The 13300-nt window shown below is 66.1% G+C and carries 13 protein-coding genes; 10 read left to right on the forward strand and 3 right to left on the reverse strand.

What is annotated here, in order from left to right; all coding sequences use genetic code 11:
- The first annotated feature begins 111 nt into the window (after window positions 1-111).
- From LOY51_RS12800 to hchA, 6 genes are all read left to right on the forward strand, one after another.
- Window positions 112-2943, forward strand: coding sequence for a xanthine dehydrogenase family protein molybdopterin-binding subunit (locus tag LOY51_RS12800; RefSeq protein WP_125463987.1), 2832 nt, complete (start codon window positions 112-114; stop codon window positions 2941-2943).
- On the forward strand, window positions 2936-3475 hold the full coding sequence (locus LOY51_RS12805) for a (2Fe-2S)-binding protein (RefSeq protein WP_110992682.1): 540 nt from the start codon (window positions 2936-2938) through the stop codon (window positions 3473-3475). Before LOY51_RS12800 ends, LOY51_RS12805 begins: the two co-directional genes overlap by 8 nt.
- Before the next feature lie 2 nt (window positions 3476-3477).
- On the forward strand, window positions 3478-4689 hold the full coding sequence (locus LOY51_RS12810) for a cytochrome c (RefSeq protein ID WP_258646453.1): 1212 nt from the start codon (window positions 3478-3480) through the stop codon (window positions 4687-4689).
- A 1-nt stretch (window position 4690) separates the two neighbouring features.
- Window positions 4691-5662: an XdhC family protein gene (locus LOY51_RS12815; protein WP_125858534.1), complete on the forward strand. Its 972-nt coding sequence runs from the start codon at window positions 4691-4693 to the stop codon at window positions 5660-5662.
- Window positions 5659-6222: a nucleotidyltransferase family protein gene (locus LOY51_RS12820; RefSeq protein WP_258646454.1), complete on the forward strand. Its 564-nt coding sequence runs from the start codon at window positions 5659-5661 to the stop codon at window positions 6220-6222. The genes LOY51_RS12815 and LOY51_RS12820 overlap by 4 nt, the downstream gene beginning before the upstream one ends.
- A 160-nt stretch (window positions 6223-6382) precedes the next feature.
- Window positions 6383-7228 (forward strand): glyoxalase III HchA, encoded by an 846-nt coding sequence (gene hchA, locus LOY51_RS12825; protein ID WP_258646456.1) that lies wholly within the window; start codon window positions 6383-6385, stop codon window positions 7226-7228.
- Window positions 7229-7265: 37 nt separating this feature from the next.
- Here hchA and LOY51_RS12830 read toward each other — a convergent pair whose 3' ends face one another.
- Window positions 7266-8258, reverse strand: coding sequence for an NAD(P)H-quinone oxidoreductase (locus LOY51_RS12830; RefSeq protein ID WP_258646631.1), 993 nt, complete (start codon window positions 8256-8258; stop codon window positions 7266-7268).
- A 22-nt stretch (window positions 8259-8280) separates the two neighbouring features.
- Between LOY51_RS12830 and LOY51_RS12835 the strand changes: the two genes are divergently transcribed.
- Together LOY51_RS12835 and LOY51_RS12840 are read left to right on the forward strand one after the other, a co-directional pair.
- Window positions 8281-8409 (forward strand): hypothetical protein, encoded by a 129-nt coding sequence (locus tag LOY51_RS12835; protein ID WP_258646458.1) that lies wholly within the window; start codon window positions 8281-8283, stop codon window positions 8407-8409.
- Window positions 8396-9274 (forward strand): LysR family transcriptional regulator, encoded by an 879-nt coding sequence (locus LOY51_RS12840; protein ID WP_258646460.1) that lies wholly within the window; start codon window positions 8396-8398, stop codon window positions 9272-9274. The genes LOY51_RS12835 and LOY51_RS12840 overlap by 14 nt, the downstream gene beginning before the upstream one ends.
- A gap of 13 nt (window positions 9275-9287) precedes the next feature.
- Here the strand turns inward: LOY51_RS12840 and LOY51_RS12845 are convergent, their stop codons facing one another.
- Window positions 9288-10118: an alpha/beta fold hydrolase gene (locus LOY51_RS12845; protein ID WP_258646462.1), complete on the reverse strand. Its 831-nt coding sequence runs from the start codon at window positions 10116-10118 to the stop codon at window positions 9288-9290.
- Between the two features lie 177 nt (window positions 10119-10295).
- Here LOY51_RS12845 and LOY51_RS12850 point away from each other — a divergent pair, with 177 nt between their 5' ends.
- Window positions 10296-11132 carry a DNA-binding protein gene (locus LOY51_RS12850; protein WP_125858539.1) on the forward strand — a complete coding sequence of 279 codons (837 nt, stop codon included), beginning with the start codon at window positions 10296-10298 and terminating at the stop codon, window positions 11130-11132.
- Window positions 11133-11190: 58 nt separating this feature from the next.
- Window positions 11191-12759: a sensor domain-containing diguanylate cyclase gene (locus LOY51_RS12855; RefSeq protein WP_258646463.1), complete on the forward strand. Its 1569-nt coding sequence runs from the start codon at window positions 11191-11193 to the stop codon at window positions 12757-12759.
- Window positions 12760-12763: 4 nt separating this feature from the next.
- Here LOY51_RS12855 and LOY51_RS12860 read toward each other — a convergent pair whose 3' ends face one another.
- Window positions 12764-13267 carry a GNAT family N-acetyltransferase gene (locus LOY51_RS12860; RefSeq protein ID WP_258646464.1) on the reverse strand — a complete coding sequence of 168 codons (504 nt, stop codon included), beginning with the start codon at window positions 13265-13267 and terminating at the stop codon, window positions 12764-12766.
- Between the last annotated feature and the right edge of the window lie 33 nt (window positions 13268-13300).

The raw sequence follows: 13300 nt of genomic DNA on the forward strand, positions 1-13300 counted from the left end.
AAGAGTTGTATCTTGACTTGATAGTCAATTTTTGTGATCGTGCGCGCCCTTCGCGCTTCACAAGCACCAGAACAAAGCATGGGCAGCGCCTGACTGCCCAGAGGATCAACCATGTCCAACCGTGAAATTTCCCGGCGTTCGTTCCTGCAAGGCGGGCTGATCGCCGGTGTCGGCGTGACCATGGCGCCGCTTGGCAGCCAGGCCTTCGCCGCCCTGATGGAAGACCGCGTCACCACCTCACCGCAAAAGTGGATGAACCACGACGGCAAGGCGCGCTTCCGTAACGACGCGCTGTCCAAGGTGTGCGGCAACAAGGTGTTCGCCCGTGACATCCGCGCCAAGGACATGCCCGGCTGGCCGCAGCAGCAGGGCCACGCCATGCTGCTCAAGGCCACCAAGGCCGACCGCATCTACGCAGGCTACGACCTGTCGCTGCTGGGCGCCGAGCTGCAGCCGGACCGCATCGTCACCGCCGACGACCTGAAAAAGGACGGCATTGCCTGGCCCGAAGCCCACTCGCCGGACCCGCTGCTGCCCCCCGGCCAGGTGCCGATGTTCATCGGCCACCCGGTGGCGATCCTCATCTGGAACGACTTCGAACGCTTCCGCAAGGCCAAGCTCAAGCTGCAGTTCAACGACCAGGCCATCCGCTACGGCGCCCAGGCCCCGTTGTACCAGCGCGACCCTTACGGCAGCTTCCGCTTCGTGCGCGTGGGCGGCAACACGCCGTTCGACGAGGACGAATACTCGAGCCTGAAGAACACCATGCTGTTCCCCACCATCCTCGCCCGCAAACCGGTGTGGACCGCCGAGCCCAAGCAGCACGGCAACCTCACCGAGCAGGGGATGTTCTACGCCCAGCGCATCGACGAGCAGCTCAAGCAGCCGCCGGAAAACTGGCTGCTGTTCGACGAGCGCTACAAGACCCCGTCGATCGAGCCGGCGGCGCTGGAGCCGGACAACGGCAACGGCTGGTACGACCCGGCCACCGGCACCCTGCATTTCGTCGTGGCCACCCAGTGCCCGTTCGAAGTGGCGCAGGAATGCGTGCACATGATCAAGCCGTCGCGCTTCGGCCTGAAGAACCTGAACATGCACCCCGGCTACACCGTGGGCTACGGCTCCAAGGACAACAACATCTTCGTGTTCTACGCCGCCGTCGCTGCCTTGTACGGCGCGGGCGTGCCGATCCGCCTGGCCAACGACCGCTATGAGCAGTTCCAGAGCGGCATCAAGCGCCATCCGTTCGACATCCGCTACCAACTGGCGGTGGACAAGAACGACCTGAGCTTCAAGATCTTCCGCGCCGACATGAGCGTCGACGGCGGCGGGCGCATCAACTACAGCCCGTCGGTGGCGGCGGTGGGTGCTACCGCGGCGCAGTCGATCTACTACATGCCGCAGAACGACTTGTCCGTCACCGCCTACCACTCCCGTGGTGTCGAGGCTGGTTCCATGCGCGGCTACGGCACCCTGCAGAGCATGGCCGCCACCGAGATGATGGTCGATGAGATCGCCGACCGCCTGGGTGTCGATGCCATCGAGCTGCGGCGCAAGAACGCGCTCAAGTCGGGCATGAAGAACACCCAGGGCGCGGTCCCGGCCGGTGCCCTGCGCCTGCACGAGATCCTCGACAAGGCCAGCGCCCATGAGTGGTGGAAAAACCGCCATGAGCGCAAGCGAGCCATGGACGCCAAGGACCACGACAACTGGTATGGCGTGGGCTTTGCCATCACCCAGAAAGACTTTGGCACCGGCTCGGAAGCGCCGATGGCGGCGGTGGAGTTCACGGCCGACGGCCAGATCACCCTGCGCCATATCGGTACCGAGCTGGGCACCGGCATGTCGACCTCCCAGGCCCTGGTCGTCAGTGACTTCCTTGGCCGCGTTGCCGACCAGGTGCAGACCGCCCAGACCGAATGGCCTGAGCTGCAACTGAGCACCAGCGGCAACCCCTACCTGATCAGCCAGGCCGAGCAGGACGCCGCGCTGCGCAACCCGCGCTGGGTCGGCAAGCTGGCGTCGCCGTCGTCGGCGACCAACTCGGCGTTCTACTTCAGCCACGCCACCCGCGAAGCGGCCCGCGTGCTGTTCAACCACGGCCTGTGGCCGGCGGCCATGGCCCTGTGGCGCCAGGGCCCTTATGGCGGCCAGGCCAACCCGCTGGTGGTGCGCCGCGAGAACGCGGTGTGGGTCAATGGTGAACTGACCGGCAACGGCCTGGCACCGATTCCGTTCGCCACCCTTGCCAGGAAGGCCCATGAAATGGGCCTGGTCACCGGCGTCAGCGTGCACGGCTTCAACCGTTGGAGCTGGGCCGAGGCCGACTTCGTCATCGACGGCGTGCGCGAGCGCCTGCCGCTCGATGCCCTGGCGGTCAAGTACGGCGACGGCGCGGTGAACGCCAAGAAGGCGCAGATGAACAGCGCCGGTTTCCACCTGCTCGACCGGCAGAACGCCGCGTACCCGGCCACCCAACTGAACAACGCCATGGTCACCTACTACAGCCCGGTGGCGACCATCGTCGAGGTGAAGGTGAACAAGGGCAGTGGCGAAGTGAGCGTGCTCAACCACCACAGCTGGGTCGAGTGCGGCCGGGTGCTGGTGCCCGAGCTGGTCAAGGGCCAGCTCGAAGGCGGCATCGCCATGGGTATCGGCCACGCATTGCTGGAAGAAATGCCCTTGTACGAGGGTGGCCCGGGCGAGGGCGACTGGAACTTCAACCGCTACCGCCTGCCGATGGCCAAGCATGTGGCGGTGTGGCAGCAGACCTCGGAAATCCTGCCGCCGTTGTCGCCCACCGACCCGTCCAAGGGCATCGCCGAAGTGGTGATGATCCCGGTGGTCGGCGCCATCGGCAACGCCGTGGCCCATGCCATCGGCAAGCGTGTCCGCGACCTGCCCATCACCCCCGCCCGCGTCAAGGAGGCCCTCAATGGCTGACCGCAAGCTGCAACTGACCCTCAACGGTCAACCTGTCGTCACCGAAGTGGTCCCCGATGACCTGGCGATGCTCGACTATCTGCACGAATACCAGAACCTCACAGGCTCCCGCCTGGGCTGCGGCCAGGGCATCTGCCATGCCTGCGTGGTGATCGTCGACAACCCCGACGGCACCAGCGAGGAAGTGCGCACCTGCATCACCGGCGCGCATTACTTCGAGGGCAAGAAGGTGCGCACCATCGAAGGCCACGCCAAGCGTGACGAGGCCGGCAACCTCACCGAGCTGAACCCGATCCAGCAGAAGTTCGTCGACCGCTTCGCCTTCCAGTGCAGCTACTGCGCCCCGGGCTTCGTCAACGCCGCCACCGTGCTGGTGGAGAAGGCCCAGCGCAAGCCGCTGAAAAAGAGCGAGCTGGAAGACGCCATCGAAGCCAGCCTCGGCCACCATGTGTGCCGCTGCACCGGCTACGTGCGCTACTACGAGGCGACCCGCGATGTGCTGGGCGACCTCGGCCTGGTCAAGGAGGGCTGAGCATGTCCCGTGTTTTCAATGGCCTGGCCCTGGCTGTCGGCCTGGTGCTGGCGTGCGGCGCGCAGGCGGCGGATGAGCAACTGGTCAAGCGCGGCGAATACCTCGCCCGCGCGGCCGACTGCATGGCCTGCCACACGGCCGAAGGCGGCGCGCCCTATGCCGGCGGCCTGCCGATCCATTCGCCGTTCGGTACCATCTACGGCACCAACATCACCCCGGACAAGCAGTACGGCATCGGCAACTACAGCACGGATGAATTCTTCGCTGCCCTGACCGAGGGCAAGCGCAAGGATGGCGCCAACCTGTACCCGGCCATGCCCTACACCTCGTACCACCTGGTCAAGCGTGAGGACTCGGACGCCATCCACGCTTACCTGATGACCGTGGCACCGATCAATCGCCCGGCGCCGGAAACCAGCCTGAGCTTCCCGTTCAATGTGCGCACCGGCCTGATGGGCTGGAACATGCTCTATGGCAAGAGCGTGCAACTGGAAGAGGGCAAGGGCAACAGCGAAGCCTGGAAGCGCGGCCAGTACATGGTCGAAGTGCTCGGCCACTGTGGCGAATGCCATACCCCGCGCAACCCGATTGGCGCGCTGCAGCAGGACAAGCGCCTGACCGGCGGCCTGCTGCTGGGCTACCTGGCGCCGAGCCTGCTGGCCAAGGACCTGGCCGAACGCGGCTGGAACCAGGCGGACCTGGCCACCTTCCTCAAGCACGGCATGAGTGCCCAGGGCAGCATGTTCAACGAGATGTACCCGGTGGTGCACCACAGCACCCAGCACCTGGAAGACAGCGACCTGTCGGCCATGGCCACCTACCTGCTGGGCGACCAGCCGCCGGCGGCCAAGGTGGTGCAGGCGGTGGCCCATGAAACCCTGGGCGAAAGCGCCAAGCGCGGTCGCCAGCAGTACCTCAACGTCTGCGCCGGCTGTCACGGCGTCGATGGCGAGGGCAAGCCACACATCGCCGTGGCCATGCAGGGCAACACCGTGCTGCGCCAGGCCGACTCGCGAAACCTGGTCAAGGCCATCGTCGACGGTATCCGCGAACAGCAGTTCACCGGCTTCGAGCGCATGCAGCCGATGCCGGGTTTCGCCGACAAGCTCGACGACCAGCAACTGACCGACATGGTCAACTACCTGCGTGAAGCCTGGGGCGGTTTGCCGGGCGACCTGAGCACCCAACAGCTGGCCCAGCTGAAGGCGGACTGACGTGCAGCATCTCGACCTGCAGGTGGTGCAACAGGCGGCGCAGTGGTCGCGTGACGGCTTGCGCGTATGGCTGTGCACCGTGCTCTGCACCTATGGCTCGGCGCCTCGTGCGCCGGGCTCGCTGCTGGCCGTGAGCGAGGGCGGGCACTGGGTGGGGTCGCTGTCCGGCGGTTGCGTCGAGGAGGACTTCCTCGAACGCGTCGCCGCCGGCGAGTTCGTCGATGCCGTCAGCGTGGTGCGCTATGGCGACGGCAGCGACACGCGTTCGAACATCCGCCTGCCCTGTGGCGGCATCCTCGATGTGCTGGTCGAGCACCTGCCGGGCGATTGCGACACCCAGGCTCACCTGGCGCAACTGGAGTCGGCGCTGCTGGGCCGGCGCCGGTTGTTGCGCGAGGTGAACCTGCGCAGCGGTACGCGGCAACTGCACGATGATCTAAGCCAGGGGCCGCGGGTGGAGCAGGGCGAAGCCAGCGTGCGCCTGCGCGTTGGCGCCGCCCAGCGCCTGCTGCTGGCGGGGTATTCGAGCGTCGCGCACTTCTGCGCCGAGTTCGGCAAGGGCCTGGGCTTTGAGGTAGTGCTGTGTGATCCGCGTGACGAGGTGATGGACAACGTGGTGCTCGACGGGATAGAAATCCGCCGGGAACTGCCCTCGCTGTTCATCGCCAACGGTGGCTGCCACCGCGACACGGCGGTGGTGGCGCTCACCCACGACCCGAAGATCGACGACCTGGCCATGCTCGAAGCCGTACAGACCGAAGCTTTCTATATAGGCGTGATGGGCTCACGCGCCACCTCGGAAAAACGCCGTGAACGCCTGCGCCGCATCGGCGGCCTCGGCGATGCCGAGATGGCCCGCATCCATGCGCCCATCGGCCTCAACCTGGGCAGCAAGACCCCGGCGGAAATCGCCCTGGCGGTGCTCGCCGATATCCTGCGTACCCGCAGCGGCATTGGCCGCGAGGCACTGTGACGGTCGTCGCGCTGGTACTGGCGGCGGGGCAGGGCTCGCGCTTTGGCGCCGACAAGCGCCGCGCCGTGCTCGCTGATGGCCGCAGCTTGTTGCAGCACAGCGTCGAGCGGGCCCTGGCGGTGTTCGACGAGGTGCGGGTGGTACTGCGCGACGGTGAGCGTGCCAACATGCTGGGGTTGCCTGGCGCTTGTTGCATCGTCCCTAGCCCCGATGCGGGGTTGGGCATGGGGCACAGCCTGGCGGCCGGTGCGGCTTCGTTGAGTGACTGCGATGCTCAGGCGGTGGCCATCGTGCTGGGGGACATGCCCTGGATCTTGCCGCAAACCTACCGTCGCCTGGTCGAGGCGGCGGATCCGGCAGCCATAGTGGTGCCGCGCTACCAGGGCCAGAACGGCCATCCGGTGCTGTTCGGCCGCGATTATTGGCCTGAGCTGGCCGCGCTGTGCGGTGATGAAGGGGCGCGCTCGGTGCTGCAACGGCACCGTGATCGCGTACGGGTGTTGGACGTGGACGACGGTGGGGTGTTGCGCGACGTCGATACACCTGCCGCGCTCGACTAGACTGCTTCGGGTCGTTCAAGGCCCATCGCGGGGCAAGCCCGCTCCCACGCAGCGGGCTTGCCCCGCGATGGCTGTTAAGCAGCATCGTTCACCGACGCCACCTTTGCGGTGGCCTCCTAGCAGGGACCCAATTACCCACCCCAGGCACAGGAGCACAGCAATGACTACCTCACCTGACGACAAACGCCCACAACCAGACCCGGCCGAAGACAACGCCTTCTTCCCGTCGCCGTATTCCCTCAGCCAGTTCACGTCCAGCAAGTCCGACCTCAGCGGCGCCGACTACCCAGCCCCTTATAAAGGCGGGCGCTGGAAAATCCTGCTGATCGGCGCCGATGAGCGCTACCTGCTCACCGACAACGGCACGCTGTTCTCCACCGGCAACCACCCGGTGGAAACCCTGCTGCCCATGTACCACCTGGACAAGGCCGGCTTCGCCTTCGACGTGGCCACCCTGTCGGGCAACCCGGTCAAGTTCGAATACTGGGCCATGCCCGGTGAAGACCAAGAGGTGCTGGGCCTGTTCGAGCGCTACCGCACGGCGTTCAAGCAACCACGCAAGCTGGCCGAGGTACTTGAAGGCTCGCTGGCCGACTACATCGGTGTGTTCATCCCCGGTGGCCACGGCGCGCTGATCGGCCTGCCGCACAGCAAGGAAGTCGGGCAAGTGCTGCAATGGGCCGCCGACCACGACAAGTTCGTCATCAGCCTGTGCCACGGCCCGGCCGCGTTGCTGGCCGCCGGGCACCTCTACAAGGGCTACAAGATGTGTGCCTTCCCCGATGACCTGGATGCCAAGACCCCGGACATCGGCTACATGCCCGGCCACCTGACCTGGAAGTTCGGCGAGCGCCTCAAGGCCTGTGGCGTTGAAATCATCAACGACGGTATTTCCGGCGCCGTTCACCAGGACCGCAAGCTGCTCACCGGCGACAGTCCGCTGGCGGGCAATGCGCTGGGCAAACTGGCCGCCGCGGCGCTGCTCAAAGCTGCCAACGGCGGGTGATCGGCACGCTTGCTACCACAGTGGCGCTCTGGGCGGTTCAGCCCTCGTGCGCCACGCTCAACACCACCTTGCCGATATGCCGGCCCGATTCCATCAATGCATGGGCCTGGCTGGCCGCCGCCAGCGGCAGGGTGGCGTGGATCAGCGGCTTGACCGCGCCACTGTGCACGTGGTGCCAGACCTGAGCCTGCAGCTCGGCGAGAATTGCCGCCTTGTCGTCGGCACTGCGCGCGCGTAGGGTCGAGCCGATATGGGTCAGGCGCTTGGTCAGCATGGGGAACAAGTTCACCTCGCTGGCCGGCCCTTTGATCACGCCGATCTGCACGATGCGCCCGTCCATGGCGGCGGCCTGGAAGTTCCGCGCCACGTAGTCGCCGGCAATGATATCGACGATCACATCCACGCCCTTGCCCTGGGTGTGCAGCATCACCTGCTCGACGAAGTCTTCGCGGGTGTAGTCGATGGCCACATCGGCGCCCAGTTCAAGGCTGGCGGCTTGCTGGGCAGCATCCTTGACCGTGGTGAAGATTTGCGTTGCGCCAAAGGCCTTGGCCAGTTGGGTGGCGGTGGTGCCGATGCCCGAGGCGCCGCCATGGATCAGGATGCTGTCACCGGCCTTGAAACCGCCGCGCTGGAACAGGTTGACCCACACGGTCATGAAGGTTTCCGGCAGCGCCGCCGCCTCGATCATGCTCAGCCCCTGGGGCAGGTGCGCGGTGGTGCGCTCATCGGCCACGGCGTATTCGGCATAGCCGCCACCGGTTACCAGGGCCAGCACGGCATCGCCGAGGGCGAAGCGACTGACCTGTTCGCCCAGTGCCACCACCTTACCTGCGATTTCCAGGCCGGGAATGTCCGAGGCACCCGCGGGCGGATCGTACAGGCCCTTGCGTTGCAGCAGGTCCGGGCCGTTGACGCCGGCGGCGTGGACCTCGATCAGAACTTCGCGCGGGCCAGGCCGTGGCGTGTCGCGGGTGGTCGGCTGCAGCACCTGCGGGCCGCCGGGCTGGGTAATCTCGATGGCAGTCATGTGGCGGGGGAGGATGTGACGCATGGTGACCTCTGTCATTCTGAACAACGTGCCGCACAGGGTAGGCAACAACCTCCCGGCGGTCGCGCGGCGTTTTTGCGGCGCACCGTTGCAGATTTTCTTCGAGGAACGCGCTGATGAATTGGGATGACGCACGCATGCTGCTGGCACTGAGCCGCGAACGCACCTTGCGCCGGGCGGCCCGGGTGCTGCGGGTCGATCAGGCCACGGTGGGGCGGCGGGTGGCGGCGCTGGAGGCCGACCTGGGCTCGACCCTGTTCCTGCGTACGCCCGCGGGTTATCAATTGACCGCCAGCGGCGAGCTGGCGGCGGAACTGGCGCAGCAGATGGAGCGCGCGGCGCTGGAATTGGCCGCACGGCTGCAGGGCACCGACAACGAACTGGCCGGTGAGGTGCGCATAGCGACCACCGATTCGCTGGCCTGCGATTTTGTCTTGCCGGCCCTGGCGCAATTGCAGCAGAGCCATCCGCAGATCCGGGTGATCCTTGCCAGTGGCTCGGAGCTGGTCAACCTGTCCCAGCGCGAAACCGATATCGCCATCCGCAACCTGCGCCCCGACAACCCGGACCTGGTCCTGCGCAAGCTGGCCAGCTGGTCGCTGGGCCTGTTCGCCAGCGACAGCTATGTGCAGCGCCGTGGCGAGCCGGGCGAGGGCGAGGGTTTCAGCGGTCATGAGCTGGTGGTCTACGAGCCGTACTGGCGCGGCAACCCGTCACCGACTTTGGTGGATGAGCCGATAGGCCAGGCGCGGGTGGCGCTGGCGGTCGGCTCGAACCTGATGTTGCGGCGGGCGATCGCCAGCGGCTTGGGCGTCGGCGAAATCCCCATCGAGCTCGGCGAGCGCGACGGCCTGCGCCGGCTGTGGCCGACCCGTGCGCGACGCAAGCCCTATGAGGTGTGGTTGGTCACCCATCAGGACTTGCGCCACACCGCACGGGTGCGGGTGGTGATCGAGGCGCTGGTGCGTGCCTTCGCCATGCCTTCGGCTGGCTGACGAAAGCACCCGTTCAGCTGCGCACGAACGCCAGCAGATCGGCGTTGATGGTCTCGGCATGAGTGGTCGGCATGCCATGGGGGTAGCCCTGGTAGAGCTTGAGCGTGCCGTTGCGCAGCAACTCGGCCGAGCGCACCCCGGCGTTTTCATAGGGCACGATCTGGTCGTCATCGCCATGCATCACCAGTACCGGGATGTCGATACGCTTGAGGTCTTCGCTGAAGTCGGTCTGGGAGAAGGCGACGATGCCATCGTGGTGCGCCTTGGCGCTGCCCATCATGCCCTGGCGCCACCAGTTCAGGACCACCCCTTCGTCCGCTTTCGCCCCGGGCCGGTTGTAGCCGTAGAACGGCCCGGCGGGCACGTCGTGGAAGAACTGCGCGCGGTTGGCCGCGACCTGGGCCTGGAAATCATCGAACACCGATTTCGGCAGGCCGCCGGGGTTGCTCTCGGTCTGGACCATCAGCGGTGGCACGGCGCTGATCAGCACGGCCTTGGGCACCTTGTCCTGGGGATGGCGGGTGAGGTAGCGGACCACCTCGCCACCGCCGGTGGAATGGCCGACATGCACGGCGCCCTGGCTACCGAGGTGGTTGACCACGGCTGCCACATCGTCGGCGTAGTGGTCCATGTCGTGTCCATCCCACACTTGCCTTGAGCGGCCATGGCCACGGCGGTCATGGGCGATCACTCGGTAGCCGCGTGCCAGGAAGTAGAGCAGTTGGGCATCCCAGTCGTCGGCGCTGAGCGGCCAGCCGTGGTGGAAGTGAATGGCCTTGGCGTCCCGTGGCCCCCAGTCTTTGTAGAAGATTTCCACGCCGTCTTTCGTCGTGACGTAGCCCATGATCGCTTCTCCTATGTGATGAGCCTGCGCAGGCAGCCTGAGTTGTCAGGCCGTCGAACAACTGTAGGAGCAAACGGCGTTTGCCTATGACCTTTCGTCTTGTAATGAACCCCGCGCGGGTGCAGAATTCACGCCAATTACGTAATACGTACCACGCTACGAAGTATCGGAGACAGCATGGCCCGGGCCGGCATCAGCAAAGCGCAAGTTCAGCAGGCTCAGCAATCGCTGATCGCCAGGGGCGAGCATCCCACCATCGATGCAATACGTATCGAGCTCGGCAATACCGGCTCTAAAACCACCATTCACCGGCACCTCAAATCCCTTGAGCAGCAGCCCGTCGGGCTGGCTGATAGCAGCAGCCTGAGCGAGCCGCTGACGCGGCTGGTCGCGCAACTGGCGGCGCAACTGCAAAAAGAAGGGCAGGCGCGCATCGACGCGGCCGAGGCGCAGCACAACGAACAGTGCGCGCAGTTGCAGCTGCAACTGCAACTGAGCCAGCGCGCATTGGCCGCTGCCCATCAGCAGCACCAGGTTCAGGCCAGTGCCTTGCAGGCCGCGTCGGACAAACTGGCCACCACCCAGGCCAGCCTGCAGGCGGAACTGTTGCGCAGCGCCAGCCTTGATCAGGCGCTCGGTGAGCTGCAGTTGCGCCTGGCCGACAAGGATGCGCAAATTCGCTCGCTTGAAGACCAGCAGCGGCGTGTCGACACCCAGGTGCGGCAGTTGCAGGGCCAGTTGCAAACCCTGCAGCAGGGTGGCATCGCCCGTCAGGAAGAGCTGACCCGCCTGCACCGCGACAACGAACGCCTGCTGGCCGAGCAGCGCCAGGCGGTTGCGCAATGCACGCTGCTTGACGGCCAGCTGGAGCAACGCGATGCCCAGGTGCAGGGCTTGCGCGCGATCCTTGCCCAGGCCCAGGGTGCCGGCGAAGAGTTGCGCCGTCAGTGCGCCGAGCGTGACCAGCAACTGGCCCAGCTGCGCGCCATCCAGCAGGGGGCTGCGCCCCCCTGAGCTGCCACCGGGCAGGCTATAGTCATTGCCGTCGAGAGTTGGATGACAAGGGATCCAGATGTGCGCAGCCAGGAAGCAGACTGAGGAGGGCGCCTTTGCCGTGACCGGCGAGGGCCGTGCCGTGGCGTTGTTCCGCCTGGTGCTGGGTTTCATGGCCGTGGTGATGTTGGCCTTCATGCTGATCGAGGGCTGGCGGATCTGGCGCGATTACCGCCAGGCCTTTTTCAACGCCGAGAACGCGGTGACCAACCTGGCCCGGGCCACTGCCCAGCACGCCGAGGATGCCATCCGCCAGGTCGACGCCATTACCGCGGCGCTGGCCGAGCGCCTGGAGGGCGATGGCTTCGAGCACATCGACCGGCCGCGCCTGCATGCGCTGCTCAAGCAGCAGGCGCAGATCATGCCGCAACTGCACGGGTTGTTCGTCTACGCGCCGGACGGCAGCTGGGTGGTCACCGACCAGGACGTGGTGCCGGCCAATGCCAACAACGCCGACCGTGACTATTTCATCTACCACCGCACCCACGCCGACCGCCAGGTACGCATCGGCGAGGTGGTGCGCAGCCGCTCGACGAATGACCTGATCATCCCCATCTCGCGCCGCCTGGACTACCCTGACGGCCGCTTTGCCGGGGTGCTGCTGGGCACCATCAAGGTCGATTGGTTCGTGCGCTATTACGGCGACTTCAAGATCGACGAGCGCGGCGCCCTGGTGCTGGCCAAGCGCGATGGCACCATCCTCGTGCGCCGGCCATTCGTCGAGCAGGTGATCGGCCGCAGCCTGGCGGGCAGCGATATCTTCCGCAAATACCTGCCCTATGCCAGCGAAGGCGTGGCCGAGGCGGTGGCGGTGGTCGATGGCACGCCACGCTTGTATGGATTTCGCGCGTTGTCGAGCTACCCGCTGGTGGTGGAGGCGGGGTTGTCCCGCGAGTCGATCATCGCGCCGTGGCGCCACGACATGCTCAAGTCGCTGGTGGTGCTGGTTTTGCTGTTGGTCGGGGTGGCCGGCTTTGGCTGGGTGGTGCTGCGTCAGTTACGCGAACGCATCGTCATCGAGCGGGCGTTGCACCAGGCACACCAGACGCTCAAGGCGCTGGCCCTCACCGACAGTTTGACCGGGCTGGGCAACCGCCGGCGGCTGGACGCGGTGCTGGAGCCGGAGCTGCGTCGGGCGCGTCGGCAGGGCTATGCGGTGGCGCTGGTGATGCTCGACCTCGACTATTTCAAAGCCTACAACGACCGCTATGGGCACCTGGCCGGCGATGAGTGCCTGCGCCGTTTCGGCGGGCTGTTGAAGCAAGTGCTCAAGCGCCCGGGCGACCTGGCGGTGCGCTATGGCGGCGAGGAGTTCACCCTGTTGCTGCCCAATACCGATGCCCAGGGCGCCAGCCAGATCGTCCAGGAAGTCCTGCAACTGCTGCGCCGCCAGGCCATCGAACACGCTGGCAGCCCGCTGGGACAGGTGTCGGTCAGCGCCGGCATCGCCGTGGGGGCGCCTACCCTGGAGGCGGTGACACCAGAAAACCTGATGGCTGCGGCGGATGCGGCGCTGTATCAGGCCAAGCACCAGGGCAGGGACAGGTTTTGCCTGGCGGGCAGCGTGGAGGTCGGCGTGCAGCCCTGAGCGTCTAAACGGCTAGCCGCATGGCGCAACGATCTTCAAGCCCATGCGCCCGTTCGCCTGCCAATATCGTTTTGAGGCGCTGATCCAGCGCCGCATCCCCCAGCCGCTCGAACCCATAACGCTGGTAGAACGGCCCATTCCACGGCACTTCGCCAAAGGTGGTCAGTGTCACCGCCTGCAGCCCGAGCTGGTGCGCCGCTGCCACCGCCCGATCCAGCAACTGCCGGCCAAGGCCTTGGCCCTGGGCGTCCTGGCGGACCGACAGCTCATCGATGTGCAGCACCGCGTCGACATGCTTGGCACACAGGAAACCCAATGGCCGGTCCTGTGCATCCACCGCCACCCAGCTGGTGCCCGCCAGGAAAAATTCGGCATGCGCTGCTTCATCCATGACCTCGCTGTCGGCCAGCCAGGCCAGAGTCGGGTACTGCCTGAACGCCTGGGCGGCGGAGCGTTCGATGGCGGGCAGCAGGGGGAGGTCGGTGGCGAGGGTGGGGCGAACGGTCATGGCAGGGGCTCGAGGTGGGTAGTGGGATTGTGC

It is taken from the genome of Pseudomonas sichuanensis, assembly GCF_024749065.1.
In the GTDB taxonomy this organism is placed as follows: Bacteria; Pseudomonadota; Gammaproteobacteria; order Pseudomonadales; family Pseudomonadaceae; genus Aquipseudomonas; species Aquipseudomonas sichuanensis.

Excerpts from the sequence above, each read along its gene's own strand:
- LOY51_RS12800 (WP_125463987.1), top strand. The coding sequence starts at position 112 with ATGTCCAACCGTGAAATTTCCCGGCGTTCGTTCCTGCAAGGCGGGCTG.
- LOY51_RS12805 (WP_110992682.1), top strand. The coding sequence starts at position 2,936 with ATGGCTGACCGCAAGCTGCAACTGACCCTCAACGGTCAACCTGTCGTC.
- LOY51_RS12810 (WP_258646453.1), top strand. The coding sequence starts at position 3,478 with ATGTCCCGTGTTTTCAATGGCCTGGCCCTGGCTGTCGGCCTGGTGCTG.
- hchA (WP_258646456.1), top strand. The coding sequence starts at position 6,383 with ATGACTACCTCACCTGACGACAAACGCCCACAACCAGACCCGGCCGAA.
- LOY51_RS12830 (WP_258646631.1), bottom strand. The coding sequence starts at position 8,258 with ATGACTGCCATCGAGATTACCCAGCCCGGCGGCCCGCAGGTGCTGCAG.
- LOY51_RS12835 (WP_258646458.1), top strand. The coding sequence starts at position 8,281 with ATGGTGACCTCTGTCATTCTGAACAACGTGCCGCACAGGGTAGGCAAC.
- LOY51_RS12840 (WP_258646460.1), top strand. The coding sequence starts at position 8,396 with ATGAATTGGGATGACGCACGCATGCTGCTGGCACTGAGCCGCGAACGC.
- LOY51_RS12845 (WP_258646462.1), bottom strand. The coding sequence starts at position 10,118 with ATGGGCTACGTCACGACGAAAGACGGCGTGGAAATCTTCTACAAAGAC.
- LOY51_RS12850 (WP_125858539.1), top strand. The coding sequence starts at position 10,296 with ATGGCCCGGGCCGGCATCAGCAAAGCGCAAGTTCAGCAGGCTCAGCAA.
- LOY51_RS12855 (WP_258646463.1), top strand. The coding sequence starts at position 11,191 with ATGTGCGCAGCCAGGAAGCAGACTGAGGAGGGCGCCTTTGCCGTGACC.
- LOY51_RS12860 (WP_258646464.1), bottom strand. The coding sequence starts at position 13,267 with ATGACCGTTCGCCCCACCCTCGCCACCGACCTCCCCCTGCTGCCCGCC.